General features: G+C 61.2%; 14 protein-coding genes. 4 read left to right on the top strand and 10 right to left on the bottom strand.

What is annotated here, in order from left to right; all coding sequences use genetic code 11:
• Positions 1-2 precede the first annotated feature (2 nt).
• Positions 3-986: a D-glycerate dehydrogenase gene (locus tag KF838_02210; protein QYK48676.1), complete on the bottom strand. Its 984-nt coding sequence runs from the start codon at positions 984-986 to the stop codon at positions 3-5.
• 43 nt (positions 987-1,029) lie between these two features.
• Here KF838_02210 and KF838_02205 point away from each other — a divergent pair, with 43 nt between their 5' ends.
• From KF838_02205 to KF838_02195, 3 genes are all read left to right on the top strand, one after another.
• Positions 1,030-1,836, top strand: coding sequence for an endonuclease/exonuclease/phosphatase family protein (locus KF838_02205; protein QYK48675.1), 807 nt, complete (start codon positions 1,030-1,032; stop codon positions 1,834-1,836).
• 127 nt (positions 1,837-1,963) lie between these two features.
• The gene (locus KF838_02200; GenBank protein ID QYK48674.1) at positions 1,964-2,368 is read left to right on the top strand and encodes an HU family DNA-binding protein; all 405 of its coding nucleotides are present in this window, start codon (positions 1,964-1,966) and stop codon (positions 2,366-2,368) included.
• 179 nt (positions 2,369-2,547) lie between these two features.
• Complete coding sequence (locus KF838_02195; GenBank protein ID QYK48673.1) at positions 2,548-4,074, top strand: amidophosphoribosyltransferase; 1,527 nt, start codon at positions 2,548-2,550, stop codon at positions 4,072-4,074.
• A 38-nt stretch (positions 4,075-4,112) separates the two neighbouring features.
• On the opposite strand, the gene KF838_02190 is transcribed toward KF838_02195, so the two are convergent.
• The 7 genes from KF838_02190 to KF838_02160 all read right to left on the bottom strand — a co-directional run bounded on the left by KF838_02190 (position 4,113) and on the right by KF838_02160 (position 12,118).
• Positions 4,113-5,903 carry a TolC family protein gene (locus KF838_02190; GenBank protein ID QYK48672.1) on the bottom strand — a complete coding sequence of 597 codons (1,791 nt, stop codon included), beginning with the start codon at positions 5,901-5,903 and terminating at the stop codon, positions 4,113-4,115.
• A gap of 48 nt (positions 5,904-5,951) precedes the next feature.
• Positions 5,952-6,380: a DUF4870 domain-containing protein gene (locus KF838_02185; protein QYK48671.1), complete on the bottom strand. Its 429-nt coding sequence runs from the start codon at positions 6,378-6,380 to the stop codon at positions 5,952-5,954.
• A 256-nt stretch (positions 6,381-6,636) separates the two neighbouring features.
• Positions 6,637-7,119, bottom strand: coding sequence for a hypothetical protein (locus tag KF838_02180; GenBank protein ID QYK48670.1), 483 nt, complete (start codon positions 7,117-7,119; stop codon positions 6,637-6,639).
• A gap of 233 nt (positions 7,120-7,352) precedes the next feature.
• Positions 7,353-8,489: an AAA family ATPase gene (locus tag KF838_02175; GenBank protein QYK48669.1), complete on the bottom strand. Its 1,137-nt coding sequence runs from the start codon at positions 8,487-8,489 to the stop codon at positions 7,353-7,355.
• Positions 8,490-8,630: 141 nt separating this feature from the next.
• Positions 8,631-10,019 carry an HlyC/CorC family transporter gene (locus tag KF838_02170; protein ID QYK48668.1) on the bottom strand — a complete coding sequence of 463 codons (1,389 nt, stop codon included), beginning with the start codon at positions 10,017-10,019 and terminating at the stop codon, positions 8,631-8,633.
• Positions 10,016-10,543 carry an rRNA maturation RNase YbeY gene (gene ybeY / locus KF838_02165; GenBank protein ID QYK48667.1) on the bottom strand — a complete coding sequence of 176 codons (528 nt, stop codon included), beginning with the start codon at positions 10,541-10,543 and terminating at the stop codon, positions 10,016-10,018. Before ybeY ends, KF838_02170 begins: the two co-directional genes overlap by 4 nt.
• Positions 10,544-10,720: 177 nt before the next feature.
• Complete coding sequence (locus tag KF838_02160) at positions 10,721-12,118, bottom strand: ATP phosphoribosyltransferase regulatory subunit (protein QYK48666.1); 1,398 nt, start codon at positions 12,116-12,118, stop codon at positions 10,721-10,723.
• Positions 12,119-12,294: 176 nt separating this feature from the next.
• Between KF838_02160 and KF838_02155 the strand changes: the two genes are divergently transcribed.
• Positions 12,295-12,981, top strand: a complete 687-nt coding sequence (locus KF838_02155; GenBank protein ID QYK48665.1) for a hypothetical protein — start codon at positions 12,295-12,297, stop codon at positions 12,979-12,981.
• Between the two features lie 6 nt (positions 12,982-12,987).
• Here the strand turns inward: KF838_02155 and KF838_02150 are convergent, their stop codons facing one another.
• Together KF838_02150 and KF838_02145 are read right to left on the bottom strand one after the other, a co-directional pair.
• The gene (locus tag KF838_02150) at positions 12,988-13,881 is read right to left on the bottom strand and encodes an alpha/beta hydrolase (GenBank protein ID QYK48664.1); all 894 of its coding nucleotides are present in this window, start codon (positions 13,879-13,881) and stop codon (positions 12,988-12,990) included.
• A gap of 319 nt (positions 13,882-14,200) precedes the next feature.
• The gene (locus KF838_02145) at positions 14,201-15,505 is read right to left on the bottom strand and encodes a hypothetical protein (GenBank protein ID QYK48663.1); all 1,305 of its coding nucleotides are present in this window, start codon (positions 15,503-15,505) and stop codon (positions 14,201-14,203) included.
• Positions 15,506-15,508: the final 3 nt, after the last annotated feature.

Genomic DNA, 15,508 nt, shown 5'->3' with positions numbered 1-15,508 from the left:
CTTCAGTAGACCGGATTGATCGGCTCTCTTCCGCTGAGCACCGCTCTCGCGTTCTCGGAGACCATCTCTGTCATGAGCAGACGATACTTCGTCTCCGCGCTCCCGATGTGCGGCGCGAGCACGACGTTCGTGAGCTCTGCGAGACCGGGATGCAGTCTTGGCTCGTGCTCGAAGACGTCGAGACCAGCCCCCCAGATCCGACGCTCTTTCAGGGCTGAGACCAGTGCGCCCTCGTCGACCGTCGGGCCGCGGGATGTGTTGATGAGGATCGACGTGGGCTTCATCTGCGATATCGCCTTCGCATCGATGATGTGCCTGGTCTCAGATGTGAGTGGGGTGTGAACACTGACCACATCCGCCTCGCGCAGCCCCTCTTCAAGATTCACGCGTCGGGCCGCGAGCGGCGCGAGTTCAAAGTCGAGATGGCGTGATCTGGCGACGTAGAGCACCGGCATCCCCCAGCCGATCGATCGCAGTGCGGTCGCGTAACCGATCCGACCAGCACCGACAATGAGAAGCGTTCGACCGGTCAGATCCATCCCGAGAAACTCTGTAATCCCGAGCGGCCCTCGACGGGCGTACTCATCCGTGCGTGCGAATCGATCGGCTTCGATGAGGCGCCTGGCGCACGCGAGGATGAGCGCCCACGCGAGATCCGCGGTGCCCTCCGTCACGGCTCCAGGTGTGTTGGCGACCTTCACTCCACGCTGCTTGCAGAGGGCAACGTCGATGTTGTCATATCCGACCGCGAAGTTGCACACCCCCTTGAGGCCAGGCCCGGCGGCGTCGAGGAACTCCGAATCGACCTTGTCAAAGTACATGGTGACCACGAATGACGCGCCGTGGATCATGCGGAGGACATCCGCCCTCGTCTGCTTCGACACATCGCTCTGGCGTATCTCTGCCCCGGGCACGTTCAATCGCCCCGGAATCTCATGGGTCACAACGACAATCGGCCTCTGTCCCGACAACGATGGATCGCTCATGCGCAACGGTAGCACGCGGTCGGATCGCCGATTACGCTCCTGCATGCCAGATCCGAACGACACGCCACGGACGCTCCGAATGCTGGCGTGGAACATCCTGCACGGTGGGAGCGGAAGGCGTTTGCCTCATATCGCGCTCGAAATCGTGTCCCATGAACCCGATCTGGTCGTGATCTCCGAGTTCCGTCCCACGTTAGGTGGACAACTGCTTGCGATACTTGCTGACCGGGGACTGGTGCATGTCGCCGAGGCCTCCGACGGCCTCCCGCAGACTCGGAACCGCCTGATCATGGTCTCACGGTTCGGCTTCGAACCCGAGATGGAGCTCATCAGGGATGAACCTCCAGAGTGCCTCCGTCGGAGGGTCGTCGTGCGTCGTCTGGCCCGAGAGGCGGGTGGACTGATCGTGACGGGTGCCCACCTGCCCGATGATTGGATTCCCAGCAGTGCCCTGCACGGTTGGGCTTGGCTTGTCGATCACGCGGTGCGATTTCGTGGCGACCGTCATGTCATACTCGGAGATCTCAATGGTTCACGAGATCCCGGGCAGCCCGGAGGGCCTCCGCGCCATGTCGCCTTCGGCATGGGCAGGCTCGCCACGGCGGGCTACGTCGACGTGTTTGCAGCAAACGAGACCGGACCACGCGAGAAATCCGCCCGCCACACAACATGGAAATCCCACTGGGGACACGAGTTGCGACTCGATCACGCGCTCGTTTCTGGCGGTGTTTCGTCCGCGATCCGACGGGCGGAATACCTGCATGAACCTCGGATTTCAGGGGTTTCGGACCACTCGGCGGTGTTGGTCGAACTGTCCGTCGAACTCGAGAACACAGGTCCCCTGCAATAGAAATGTGGAAAAAACCACGAAAAAACAGTGTTCCGACCGATGTGACGACCTTGCCAAATGGCAAGCGGCGCGATAGAAACCCGCAGTTCTCGGAGAGAATCAAAGCCTTTCATGGAGTGAAACAGCAATGGCAAAGAAGTCTGGCAAGTCGTCGAAGTCCTCAAAGTCCCCTGCGAAAGCAGCCCCCAAGGCCGCCAAGCCCGCGAAGATCACCGCCGCCTCCAAGCGGACCAAGGGTGAGCTTTTCGCGCTTCTCGGGGAGCACAACGGCCTGAGCCGCAAGCAGGTCTCGGGTGTCTTCGACACGCTCTCATCGGTGATGGCTGCCGATCTGGCGAAGCCGAGCAAGGACAAGCCGAAGGTCTTCGTCGTTCCCGGTCTGATGAAGGTCACGAGCCGCTTCAAGCCCGCGACCCCGGCTCGGAAGGGCATCGATCCCTTCACCAAGCAGGAGAAGATGTTCAAGGCGAAGCCCGCCAGCACGGCTATCAAGATCCGCCCCCTCAAGGGCCTCAAGGGAATGGTCTCCTAAGACCCGTTCAAGTCATTTCCGCACGTCTACGCAAGGCACCGCTCTCCGGAGAGGTGCCTTGTGCCTTTTGGCCTTCGGGGCAGAAGCAACGGAACGTGATCCCTACACTGCTCGCAGCGACGCGATGATCGCGGCGATCGCCCTCCACACGACAGCAACGTACCGCTCAGAGCACACGCATGGACGATGTCAATGCCCGGCGCTTCTCACTCCCGGTTCTCGCTTCACCGTCGACACGGGAGCCGAACCGGCTCTTCGAAGCCGATGCTGTCCGCGATATGGAGAAGAAGGAGCGGTGCGGCGTCTTTGGCGTCTGGGGCGTGCCCGAGGGCCCGAGACTGGCATACCTCGGGCTGTACGCCCAGCAGCACAGGGGTCAGGAAGCAGCGGGCATCGCGGTCACCGATGGACGCCGGATCGATGGCGTGGTCGGTATGGGCTTGGTTGCCGACGTGATCTCGCCGCATGATCTCACCCACCTGTGCCGCGTCGGCGAGAAGGGGTCGATCGGGCACAATCGGTACTCAACAGCGGGTGGATCGCTGGCGTGCAACAGCCAGCCGCTGATCGAGTCGTATATCGGCGGTCAGGTCGCAATCGCTCACAACGGCAACTTAGTCAACAGCGATGCGCTTCGCCGGATGTTCGAGGAGCGTGGTCACCTCTTCCACACCACAAGCGACACCGAGGTCATCATCCACCTGCTGGCTTCTCCTGAGCAGCAGCGCACGCCCGATCCTGTCGCCGCAACGCTGAGGCGTCTCCAGGGTGCGTTCAGTCTCGTTATGCTGTTCGCCGACCGGATAGAGGCGGCACGCGATCCTTGGGGATGGCGTCCCTTGGTTCTGGGGCAACTTCCGGATGGGCAGTTTGTCATCGCCAGCGAGACCGTGGCGTTGGACGTTGCTGGGGCTGAGTTCGTGAGGGAGATTGAGCCGGGCGAGATCGTGACGCTCTCAGATCAGGGGCTCTCGTCTCGTCGCTTCGCCGAGCCGAGCCCTCGGTCAGCCCATTGTGTCTTTGAGCACGTCTACTTCGCCAGCCCGGCGAGTGTGATCTTCGGCCAGAATGTCCAGACCGTCCGCGAACGTCTCGGCGAGATCCTCGCGACCGAGGCCCACGTGCCGGCCGACTTCGTCATGCCGATGCCCGATTCCGGCAGATCCGCCGCCGCTGGCTATGCCCGTGCGTGCGGCCTTCCATACCGGGAAGGGATCGTCCCGAATCGGTACGTTGGCCGGACGTTCATCAAGCCGACGCAGACGGAGCGGAACGCCGCGGTCCGCCTCAAACTCAACGTGATTGCTGAGATTGTTCGCGGCAAGCGCGTGATCGTGGTTGACGATTCGATCGTCCGTGGCACAACGACTCGCGTGAAGATGGAACAGATCCGTCAGGCGGGTGCGAGCGAGGTGCACCTGCGGATCTCGTGTCCGCCGATCCGCCACCCGTGCTTCTTTGGCGTTGACTTCGCCGAACGAAGCCAGTTGATCGCCAACGGCAGGACCGTGGAGCAGATCCGCCAGTATCTCGGCGTTGACACGCTTCACTATCTCACGCAGGAAGGAATGCTGTCAGCGATGCGTGAACCGGCCGAGAAGTATTGCACCGCATGCTACGACGGCGACTATCGGATTGATGTGGCTCACCCGGTGACCGAGCGTGTCATCGAGACCGACCAGATGCACATCTTCGGGGATGCGTAGCCGAATCGGCTCTAGCGATGTTGCCGCCAGATCGCTGATTATCCCTCGTCAGGGGAGTTTGTCGTGACGATACGACGCGATGCACGCGGGGTCTCGCTGTCCCGGGGAACAACGGACTCGCTCGGCTCGCCCGGTGCCCAATCAACCCGCGATGCGCCGAGGAGTGTTCCGGTTGCGAAGGCGAGATCGATCTGCCCGATCTGGTAATCAACAACCGCCCTGATCTCTGCGAGCTGGGCGTCGGCGAGTCGTGCCGCGGCGTCGAGCACATCAGTGCTGGTGGAGTTGCCTACACCAAAGGCACGCTGCTCGGCGTCCAGCGTGCGTTGGTTGAGGATCACCGATTGCCGGGCCGCCATGATCCGCTGCCACCCAGCGTTGATCGAGTCTACCGCGTCGAGAACCTCCTGCGAGATGGAGGACTTCTGGGCTTCCCGCGTGGCGAGACGTTGCAGACGGGTCAGGAGCGCTCGACGCACGCGGCTCTTCGCGGCCTCGTTGCCGATAGGGATCTCCGCTCTCAGGCCGAGCTCCCAGTCCTCAAAGTTGTTCTCCCGCATCACAGTCGTGCTTGAGTTGAACGAGTCTCCAAGCCCGTTGACTCGATAAACGTAGTCGAAGGCCAGCAGCGGGAGCGCCTGGTTCTTTGCGTAGTCGATCTGTGACAGATCGGCCGCAAGGCGCAGCTCGAGCTCCAACATCTCCATCCGCGCGGCGAGCGCGGACTCGACGAGTGCCTTTCCTTCGATCTCATACCTCACCGGATCTGGCGGCGAGGCGGTGACCACCATCACGGGTGTATCTTGGCCGAGCCCCTCGAGATTGATCACACGCTTGAGGTTTCTCTGGCTTGAGAGTACGGCGTTCTGAGCGTTAATGATCGCTTCCAGACGCGATGCAAGTCCGGATTGCGCTCGAATGACCTCGATCTCCGCGAGGCGGCCAGCGTTCACGGCTCGCCGAGCTGTTTCGAGCTGGGACTGAGCCAGCTCGAACTGACGCTGCGAAACCTCAAGGGCCTCACGGGCCGCGAACAGACGCCAGTACGCCCGGTCCACTGCGGCGAGTTGTCGGATGACTTCGAGCTTCGTCTGGGCCTCGGAGATCTGCCGGTTGTACGACGCGACTCGGAGCAGATGAGTGTTCGCCCGCCGACCGGCTCCCCTGAGCAGTTGCTGTGAGAGACCAATCTGAAAGTCTGTGGTGTAGGCAGGATTCAAGGTCGTAAACGGATTGTCGTTCTCATTCCGGGTGACAGGCATGGAGACCGTGACATTGCCACCTGTTCGAGACGGGATGACGACTTCGGGCTGAAGGGTGTCAAAGCGGGATTGAGCGCTGGCGAGCTCGCTTGACGTCGGAGAATCGAACTCGCTGCGGCGGTATGTCACCCCCAGACGCGATTCCCACGCGGCCTCCTCCTCGCTCACGACTGTCGCCGCGATCTCCGGATTGACGAGCACCACACGAAGATCGAGGTTTCTTTCCAATGCGGCGGCGCGGCACTCTTCGAGCGTGAGCGAGACCGTGTCCAACCCCTCGAAACGACGGCGAAGCGTCTCGGCGTTGGCCAGCATTTCCGGGCCGGTGGTCGGTGCTTCGGCGGGCATGCCCATGCTCTCTATCCCGGAGGGCTGAATCGACCGCAGACGATCAACCGCGACCATGCGTCCGTAGTCTGGCTCATTCGTGGCGAATGGGTTTCCGCCGCACCCGCCCACGACCAGAGCCGCCGCGAGCCCGAAGGCGATGCGATGGAATCGCCTCGACAGGTAGCTTGCGGTGATCGACACAAGCGAGTTCATCCTGCGGCATCTTCGTTGCGTCATGGCGTGCATTGTTCGAGGGCCAAGAGGCCGGGGCGATCTCGATCGGGATCAGAAGAGACGAAGAGTCATGGGATACCTGTAATACTCGCCGCGGTGTGCCGCTTGTGCGGCGAGAACCGTGCCGACGACACCCAACGCCAGCACGCACATCCCTCCGACAACCGCACCGAGCCCCAGCGTCACGAATGCGATAGGCACAAGGGCGATGCCGTAGATGACCAGTGAGAGTTGGAAGTGGACGGCCTCTTTGCCGTGATCGTCGAGAAAAGGCGAGTCTTTCCGCCGGATCATCCACATCACCAAGGCGGCGAGCACTGGAAGCCCTATGAAGAGCCCAAGCACCGACGTGAGGTGCGTGAACATTGCATAGACACGCTCGCTCTCGGAGGCCTCGGAATCGGTGTAGCGATCCGCCGATGGACGCGGTGCTGCTCTCCAGCCGGCGTGATCTGCGGTTCGAAAGGGATTGCGAGCCACTCCCTCCATGCTAGAGACCTCCGATCGCCGGATCACTTGGGTCGGCGATGGTTCTTGTTTGGCGGCCGCTCCATCGAGTTTCGGCGAGATGACGCTCTGTCGAGAAAAAACGTCGCCGGACGTGAATCCGGCGACGCAAGGTGGTGTGGCCAGACAAGGTGTGAGTGGCGAATCTCGCCCGGCCACGCGAAAGTGGACTGTTACATTGCCCGATGCGTAAGCCGTGGTGGGCCAGCGACCGGGAATTGAGGACAGGTCACGCCAGTTCGGGAGATTGGCCGCCCGACACCCGCGTCAGAAGAACAAGCGCGAGACCTCCGATGCCAAAGACGAGAACCGTGCCCAGCACGATTCGGATGATGACGCTCTTCGCAGAGACCCGGAATCCACCTGAGGTTTGGACGCTGTCCAAACGTGAGAGCGTGGATCGATTGAGTGAGGCAGAAACGGCCTGATCGAGCCCACCGGTGACCTGTACGCCAGCGCGGGCATTGAACGGGTCTTCGGAGCGAAGCATTGAGCCCATGCTGGCTTCGCGACCGTCGCCAGCTGTATCGAGCATGCCAGAGCCGGATCCCAAGATGGTCTCTGACGCCTTGAGGGCGGACATCACTCGGGAGGCATCAACGGGAACGGATCGAACCGAAACCTCTTCGCTGTCCTGTGCAGAGGCAACCGAAGCCACACCGGCAGATGCGAAAGCGACCGCGAGGATGATGAGCCACAGACGCTGAATCATGGATGCCCCCAAGCAGGCAGATGCACATTTCAATCGGATCCAAACAAACACCTTGTACCCGCCTGTGGTTATGGCACAGAGCCGGTAATGCACAAGGTGCCGCATCGTTTGGAAAAGACCAGCAAACTGGTGGATAAAAGAGGCCAACTTGGGCTTGAGTTGGCCATCGATACCTAACAGAATACTGCATTCACCGGAGAGGAATCTCCAGCGGCGCCGCTCACCGCGATTGCTTAGTGCCCAAAAAGGTTCTTCTCGCCGAAGAGACCTTGAGACTCGAAGTACGCTAGGGCTTCAGGAACTGACGGAAAGATCTTGGTGGAGGTCTCTGTGATGAAGGGCGATGGGTTCTTTTTCGGCTTCCACACCACATAGACCTCTTTGCCGTGCTCGAACGCGTGCTGAAGCTCACGCTCAACGCCAGAAGAAAGTCCGGGGATGTCCTTGCCTCCGGCTCCGGGCAGTTCCGGCACGTAGCTCACGATCATGTCTGACTGGTCGATCAGCTTGAAGTCTCGCATGTAGATCTGGCCATCGATGTCGCCGGCGATGTCCAGAACCTCCCTCACGCTGACACGGATCGGTTCGCGCGACCCCTTGCTGCCGCCGAAGGAGTGGGGTTCGACGTCGAGGAATTCCTGGCCGCTGCGAGCGGCGGCGATCGCCCGATCAAGGAGGAGCTTCTCGTCCACATCGCCGGGATCAAACGTGATGAAGTGCTTGGCCAGTTCAGCGCGGAATGCGTCGATCTCTGCGAGCACTTCGGGCATGTCAACGACATGGCTCATGGGGAATGAGGGGTAGACCTTCTTCATGGAAGGGCGGCAGACCAGCCGAAAGGCGGTTCTTGTGGTCGGTTCGTGCCTGCCTCGGCTCAGGATGTAGAAGCGAGACCCTGGGATCGCCTGGCTCATGAGTTCGGTCGCGAGGATCTCTTCCTCACGCCACACCATGCAGTCCTTCAGCGTTGCGTCGATCACGTGGTCGGCGTGCAGGCGATGGTGGACGACCTCGATGTTGTCCACCAGGCAGATGAACACGTCGGGGTTCATGAGTCGGATCTGATCGAAGTCGAACGCACTGAAGAGCCCGTGCCTCCACCTGAAGGTCGCGTGCGTATTGACTACCAGATTCGGCAGATCGCGGCTCGCCGCGATGATGTCCTTGAACGCGGCGCGCCTGAGCGAGTTCAAACGGGACCAGGGCAGATCGAGGATCTTGCCGGCCGGGACATCCGGAGCCTCGCGGTACATCATGTCGCCAACGTGGAAGTTGGCGATCGGCTCGCCCTGCTGGCCGGCGAAGGCACGGACCTGCTCGAGGTATGGCTTCTTGTCGACGCCGATCTGTCCAGTCACGATCACACGCATATCAAGACCTCGCGGATGTGCCCGATGCTCACCGTGCCCGTACCGGCTGGTGCTGCCCGCCTCGCTGCCGGGTCAAGGAGGAGCAGAGTCTAGGAACTCGCCCCGCGTGATACCTGCCTCACGCGAACGGACCATCGCCACTCATTCTTTCGTGGACTCTGCGGTTTCGGAGGGCTCAGAAACCGGCTCTTGATCATCCCCGTCAGCGGTCTCATGCCTCTCAGATCGCACGCGAATGCGAGCGACACGAGTCGGCTCCGCGTCTGCGATCTCGATCTCGATGCCCGCCAGCGAGAAACGCTCACCCTTCTCGGGAATCCGTCCGAGCCCCACCGTTACGAAGCCCCCGACCGTGTCATAGTCCTCGGATTCCGGGAACTCGACGCCGATGGGCGCGAGCGAATCGTTGGCGTCGTCGATGTAGGTACGGGCGTCGATGTCGGCCGTCCTGGTATCCGGATCAATCGCTGGCAGCTCGGGTCCTTCTGCACCGACCTCATACTCGTCCTGGATCTCTCCGAAGACCTCTTCGACGATGTCTTCGATCGTCACAAGCCCCGCAGTGCCTCCGAACTCGTCGGCGACGATCGCGATATGGACCTTCTTCGCAAGCAGTTCTCTCAGAAGCTCATGCACCGTCTTCGTCTCGGGCACGAAGATCGCCGGACGCAGAATCTCCCTGAAAGAGAAGGCGTGGTGAGGCGGATGGTCTCCCGCAAGCCATCGCATCAGGTCCTTCACGTAAAAGATGCCGATGATGTGGTCGAGGTCGTCCTCGAAGACCGGTATACGGCTGTGCCCGATCTCTCTCACAGTTCGGATCAGGTCGCCGAGATTGGTAGACAGCGAGATGGCTTCAATCTCTGTGCGAGGCGTCATGATCTGTTCAACAGTCGTTGATCGGAACTCGACGACCGCCTCGATCATGTCACGGGCGGACTCATCAATCTGACCCTCACGGCGAACTTCATCGACGACAGAGAGCAACTCATCCTGAGCCGCCTCTGCAATGTCCTCGGTCGTGCGCCCGCTCAGGCGGCGGACGACCTCGTCGATAAAGGACGCTACACGCCGAACCGGCCACATCACCGTGTAGATCACGCGGATGGGGCGTGAGAGCCCGAGCACGGTCTGTTCGGGCACGTGATTCGCGATGCTCTGGGGGATGACTGCACCGAAAATAAGGATGGCCAACGTAGAGAGAAGCACACCAGCCGCAGGAATCAGTACGGCACTTGCGGAGCCGGTCAAAGCCGACTCTCCCGTGCCTCGGGTAAGAAGCCAGAGCACTGTTGCGACCGCTACGACCAGGTTCGAGAGGATCCGCGGGAAGAGAATCGAGTTCGCGTGCCCACCGAGATCGCTCAGGATGTGCTTAATCCGAAGCAGGATCGCGCGAGACCGCTGCGCTTCGGCAAGCTCTTCAAGTCTGACACGAGAGGTATCCCTGAGACAGAGGTACATGGTCGATAGCACGCCGCCGACCGCGGTGGCGAGCAGAGCGATCCATAACCAAGCGACAGAAGTCATGGCTCCTGCTCCTTGGCCAGCGGAGCAGAGAAGACCGGCCCGATGCCCGCGGCGGCAAGCACGCGATCCTCAACCTCGTGCATCGCCACGTACGCATCATTGTCATGATCGTCATGGCCAAGCATGTGGAGAATCCCGTGCACCGCGTACAGCACGAGTTCGTGGACGATATGGATCGATCGGAGTTGTGCCTGTCTGGCCGCCTCATCGATGCACAGAACCAGGTCCGCGTCGAGTGGAGACGTTTGGTCAAGCGGGGTGTCTCGCAGGTCGAACGTCAAGACATCGGTCGTCCCGGCGATGCCTGTGTGCCGCTCGTGCAGCATCGACATCTCTTCATCGCGTACGAGCCGGATCCGTATCTCGCCCCGCACAAAATACTCTCTGCTCAGGACTTCAATGGCCCGCGCAAGAACTGGACGAAAATCCTCAGCGATCCGCAGATCCTCGGCACCCGATGCCAAGAGATCGACGCTCACCGAGCCCGCGCGGGCACTTGGAGGTCGGTCGTCTGCATCGCTCATATCACGGCCCACACCTCTTCGCAGATCATTCCTGACGAAACACTAACAGGATCGCCGAGGGACACACTCAGTGTAGTGCCTGCCGATGGATTTCGCTACACAATGTCAGGCGTGGCCATGTTTGGCCATCAAGGCAAAAACTGAGCACCAGTCTGTAAGACCATTATTTACAGATATTTACGCGCTCGCATCATCAAGAACGTGTGCAAGCGTGTCTACTGGCACGTCTTGCAACTGACTTCCATCCGCGAGGTTCTTGACGGTCGCGACAGCCGCGGACTCCAGTATGACAACGAATCGGCTGCCGCATGCGACCGCGTCCTTCATGAGTTTCCCGATGTTGGTGGTTGAGCGATAGGAGTGGCGCGCGTGCAGCCCCTGCTCTCGGAGACGAGCGACAACCGACGTCACAAGACCGAGAGTCTCAGGGGCCCCGTTCGAAATGACGAACGCATCCGGACAGAGACCCGACCTCTGCAAGAGGGCGGTGCCGGCTGGCATAAGCCCGCAATCTTCCAGGACAAGCGAGAGGACCACGTCACCCATGCCAAAGCCCACCGCAGGCGTGGACGGGCCTCCAAAGAGCGAGACAAGGCCGTCGTAGCGCCCTCCGCCGGCGATCGCACGCTCCTTGCCTCCGGCCTCGTGGACCTCGAAGACCATGCCGGTGTAGTACGCAAGTCCTCTGACAATCGAAAGATCGAAATCGATCCAGTCCAGCACACCCGCAGCGGTGAGTGCTCTGACGAGCGGCGCGACCGCCTCGGAGAAAAACGTCAGATCGAGCACCTCGTCCTCTCCCGTCGCGGCACGATTATCGATCGTGACTCGGATCAGCCCCTTCTGAAAGACCTCCGACTGCTGCGGGGAGAACCCGAATGCCGCCAGCTTCTGGGCGAACTCCTCGGGGCGCATCTTCCCCTTCGCGTCGAGCAGGCCGAACAGCTCGGCGTGACGCGACTCGACGACGTCGCGGCTGACAAGCCACTGCGACAGCGCACTCCTGTGGTTCACTTTGACCCGTATCTGTGACGGCCCCAAGCCGAGCTCGCGCAGGAATCCGACGCAGCACGAGATGACCTCGGCGTCCGCCCGCGCCCGAGCTTCGTCCTTGGCCTGCTCTGTCGCATCATCCGGAACATCGAGCCCGAGGTAATCCGCGTTCCATTGGAGGAACTCGCGGAGACGCCCCCGCTGCGGGCGTTCAGCTCGGAAAAACGGCCCTGCCATAAACCACTTGGTCGGGCGCGGGAGCTGACGCGCTTGCGCTGCATACATCCTTGCTAGCGTCGGCGTGAACTCAGGCCGCAGCGCGTAGTCGTCGTCGCCACCCGCTCTCCTGAAGGAGAAGAGCTCGGAAACGATCCCCTCGCCCGATTTGACTGTGTATAGATCGAGATGCTCAAAGGTCGGGCCGTCGATCTCATCGAACCCGAATCGGATCGAGGCCGACCGCCACGCCTCCATGATGAACCGCCGTTTGGCGGCGTCCAACGGGTACAAATCGCGCGTGCCTTTAGGTGCCGCGAACGAGGCAGAGGTCTTTGAGTGTGCGTTCTGGGGGTTTCCGGACATGCGATCAAGCGTATGCCGGGGTGATCGGAGCCATGTACATTGGTGCGAAACGCCTTCTCACGCGAGAATCGCGTCCACCGGCGACATTTCTGCGTATACGCTGACACTCGCGAGCAGCATACGCGTCAGGAGTACCGGCTCTGGAACCCACAAGACCAGGCACACATGGCATGCTGATGCTCGCCATCACGGCAGGGTTGTCTGTCGCCATTTGGACGCTTGTCGCCTACCGACCGCCCGCTTCAGAGATCGACGCCCGCAAGGAGAGAGAGGGGCAGCAAGAGCTCTCTCGTGCTATCGCTGAGAGAGTCGGCGGCTTTGAGAACATGGAGGTTCGGATCAGGGGGCTGCTCTCGTCCGGTTCAGGGGATGAGGCCCTGCGCCTCGCCCGCGAATGGGCGAGAGGCGTGCAGGACGACCCGGTGGCAGGCTACTGGTGTATCGCCCTCTTGATCGCGGCCGGCGACCATGAGCGTGCCCAAAGAGTCGCGAGCCGACGCTTTGAACTTGTCGTGAATGACACCATCAAGAAGCCGGTTGACCACGAGGCGTGGTACCACCGCGGCTGGTATGAGCGGGCTCTCGGGCTGCAAGACGAGGCCACGCACTCCTTCGAGTTCGCATCTGAACTGCTTCGAGCGAGCAAGCCCAGGAGAATGTCCGAAGCGGTAAGGTGGTACAACATCGCGTGCTATGAGACGCTCGCCGGCAGGACCGATCGCGGCTTGGCCTCCCTCGAGTCGGCTGTGGTCTCCGGCTGGAATGATGTCGCTTGGCTGTGCGCGGATCCAGACCTGTCGTCACTGCGACATGAACCTCGCTTCGTCGAGCTCACACTGCGTCTGACGACACGATCGAGATGAATCGAGCTAGCGACCTTCTGAGGGTCGTGATTCGGAGTCGATCGGCTTCGAGAGACGATCGAGCACAACAGGCAGCGCCGGCGGAGTCCGCCCTATGGCGGGAGACTTCACGGCCCTGCGGACCGCCTCCGCGGACCGGACAGTCGCGAGCATTTCGCGATGATTTGATGAAACGACCACAGTGTCCTCGAAGGGGATGGCTCTCGCTGAGGACTCAGAGACCACCCCGTCCCCGACCTCAAGGGCAACGCCGCGTATCGCGCGAGTGATTGACTCGATCTCTGCATCCCCGATAGAGCTCCTGAAGAGCCAGGAATCCGTGAGTCCCGTGAGATCCGGCGGGGAAACGTCTGCGATACGAGCGATGATCACCGTGGTCTGAATGTCATCCGGCGGGGCTCGTTCGGCGAGGCCGTTGAGATACGCAGAGCCGGGCATGAGATCCGCGCCGGCCTCGCCATTCCCGTCGCTCTTCCAGTCGAGCAGCGCGTTGCGGTCCTTTCTATCTGAATCCAGCCACCTCTCGATCCTGTCGCGCACCTCTGCGATAGCGCGGAGACGAGCAAACGGGCTTCCCCCGAACGGTGTGCCGAGCGCGATGAAACGATCGACACGAGGCCACGTCTTCCGGGACGGCTCGAACTCGTCTCGCGTCAGGAGGTCATACGCAAGCAACCCACCCATGGAGTGGCAGACAAGGTCTACGCGATCGCACCCCGCGTCGCGGAGATCTGACATCGCCCGGGCGAGAAGTGATGCGGAATCGGCTGCTGCCTGGTCGTTCGGGTAATCGAATCGAACCACCGTGTGACCAGCAGCATGCAGCTCCGGGATCAATTGATCCCAGATCGATCCGGGCTCATCGAGGCCGTGGATAAGCAGCACGGCGCGCCGGGACACGATCAAGCCAGATTGCGAAGGTGCACCAGTGATCGAGACCTCTGCGCCCCCAGGCGGCACAAGATGCAAGCCATTCGGACGTGCGGGCTTGCCATCGGCCTCACCAATTACTCTGTCGAGTAAGCCGGCAACACGCCGCTCCGCATCCTCTGCCGCCCTGAGCAAGCGGGTCTTCCACTCAGAGAACGTATCGGGATCCGGTCCATCGGTCCTCTGCAGCGCGGATGCGGCTCCTGCACATAAAACGACCGTGCCGATAGCCACGCTGTACGCAGAATGCATCACGACAGATCTCGCGGAAAGATGATGCTCCCAGCGATCACGGACGATTCGTGATCATCTGCTCAAGCAATTGGGATTCTGCCCGCTTGTATTCCTCGAACGCCGATTTCAGCTCGCTGAGAAGAGTCTCAAGCAGCTCCTTTCTGGCGGGATCCTGCGGTTGCCCGGAGGGAGACACGCTCATGATCTCCAGCGTCTCGCTCGCGGCACGCAGATCGCTTACTGCGTCCGCATATGCCCGAGCGGCGTCGTACACCAGCTGCTGCTCAAGCTCCTTCGTAGAGGGACGAATGAGAGCGCGCCAGGGCTGTGCACGCAACTCAGTCGTCAAGAGCTTGAGCTGATCCGACGCGAGGCGACCGTTCGCGAACATACGACGAATGTTCGGCGTCTCCTGGCGTGCGAGCGTGTCGAGATGCCGCACTGCCTCTCCGAAAGAATCGATGGAGGCCTTCGCCTTTGAGAACGTGGCATCAAGATCCGCCAGCGATTGTTCTCGAACGTGCCTGGTTGTCTCCGCGACATCGTCGATGATGCCGCTGATCTTCGGTGCGTTTGCTTCGATGAGGTCATTGACGGTCTTCGCGGATGCCTGGACATCTCCGATGACGAGATCCGCCTTGTCCATGAGCTCGGGGAACCTCTCGCTGGCGGCTTCGCTGTTCGCAAAGATGGTGTCCATCTGCCCCCGCCAGACCGGCAGTCGCTCTCGCGTGCTCGCCGTCATCTCACGCACGTTCTCGATGGTCTCGTTGAGCTTCTCGACATTGGGCTTGATGCTGGGGCGGATGTCGTCCACGATCGCCGTTGTCTTGTCGGTCAACTCCTCGAACTTTGCGAAGAGGCCTGCGAAGCCCTCGGGTGGAAGCCCTGCCTGGGCCATCAGCGCTGAGGCAGTCTTGCCGGTGATCCACTCTCCGGGCTCCAATCTGGGCGTACCCCCTTGGATCGGCACAACATCGGGACTGCCGACGCTGGCGATATTGATGCTGGAGAGTGCACCAAGGATCGGACGCTCGATATAGACCAGCGCGTTCTCGTAGATCACGATGCTGGCGCGGATCCGCGCGAAGACCCTGACTCCAGTCGGCACGCCTGATCCTGGCTGATCCTCGAGAAACTCGACATCCGTCACTCTGCCGACTTTCTGACCACCGACCATGACGAAGGAGCCCGGCTCAATGCCGGGCGCTCCCTGTTTGAGCGGGAATCTGAACTCATACTCGGAGGTACGTGTGAACTCGGCGTCGGAGAGCATGAAGCTGATGAAGACCGCGAGGACGACCGCTCCCACGAGAAACGAGCCCGCCAGCACGCTGTTAATAGTTTTCTTTCTCGCCATGCT

This window comes from Phycisphaeraceae bacterium (assembly GCA_019454185.1).
Classification (GTDB): Bacteria; Planctomycetota; Phycisphaerae; order Phycisphaerales; family UBA1924; genus JAHBWV01.
This window is presented reverse-complemented; position numbering and strand designations above follow the sequence as displayed.

What these genes read in the sequence shown, in the direction of transcription:
- ybeY (QYK48667.1), bottom strand. Translation starts at nt 10,543, where the DNA reads ATGAGCGATGCAGACGACCGACCTCCAAGTGCCCGCGCGGGCTCGGTG.
- KF838_02195 (QYK48673.1), top strand. Translation starts at nt 2,548, where the DNA reads ATGGACGATGTCAATGCCCGGCGCTTCTCACTCCCGGTTCTCGCTTCA.
- KF838_02175 (QYK48669.1), bottom strand. Translation starts at nt 8,489, where the DNA reads ATGCGTGTGATCGTGACTGGACAGATCGGCGTCGACAAGAAGCCATAC.
- KF838_02190 (QYK48672.1), bottom strand. Translation starts at nt 5,903, where the DNA reads ATGACGCAACGAAGATGCCGCAGGATGAACTCGCTTGTGTCGATCACC.
- KF838_02155 (QYK48665.1), top strand. Translation starts at nt 12,295, where the DNA reads ATGCTCGCCATCACGGCAGGGTTGTCTGTCGCCATTTGGACGCTTGTC.
- KF838_02205 (QYK48675.1), top strand. Translation starts at nt 1,030, where the DNA reads ATGCCAGATCCGAACGACACGCCACGGACGCTCCGAATGCTGGCGTGG.
- KF838_02210 (QYK48676.1), bottom strand. Translation starts at nt 986, where the DNA reads ATGAGCGATCCATCGTTGTCGGGACAGAGGCCGATTGTCGTTGTGACC.
- KF838_02145 (QYK48663.1), bottom strand. Translation starts at nt 15,505, where the DNA reads ATGGCGAGAAAGAAAACTATTAACAGCGTGCTGGCGGGCTCGTTTCTC.
- KF838_02160 (QYK48666.1), bottom strand. Translation starts at nt 12,118, where the DNA reads ATGTCCGGAAACCCCCAGAACGCACACTCAAAGACCTCTGCCTCGTTC.
- KF838_02180 (QYK48670.1), bottom strand. Translation starts at nt 7,119, where the DNA reads ATGATTCAGCGTCTGTGGCTCATCATCCTCGCGGTCGCTTTCGCATCT.
- KF838_02170 (QYK48668.1), bottom strand. Translation starts at nt 10,019, where the DNA reads ATGACTTCTGTCGCTTGGTTATGGATCGCTCTGCTCGCCACCGCGGTC.
- KF838_02200 (QYK48674.1), top strand. Translation starts at nt 1,964, where the DNA reads ATGGCAAAGAAGTCTGGCAAGTCGTCGAAGTCCTCAAAGTCCCCTGCG.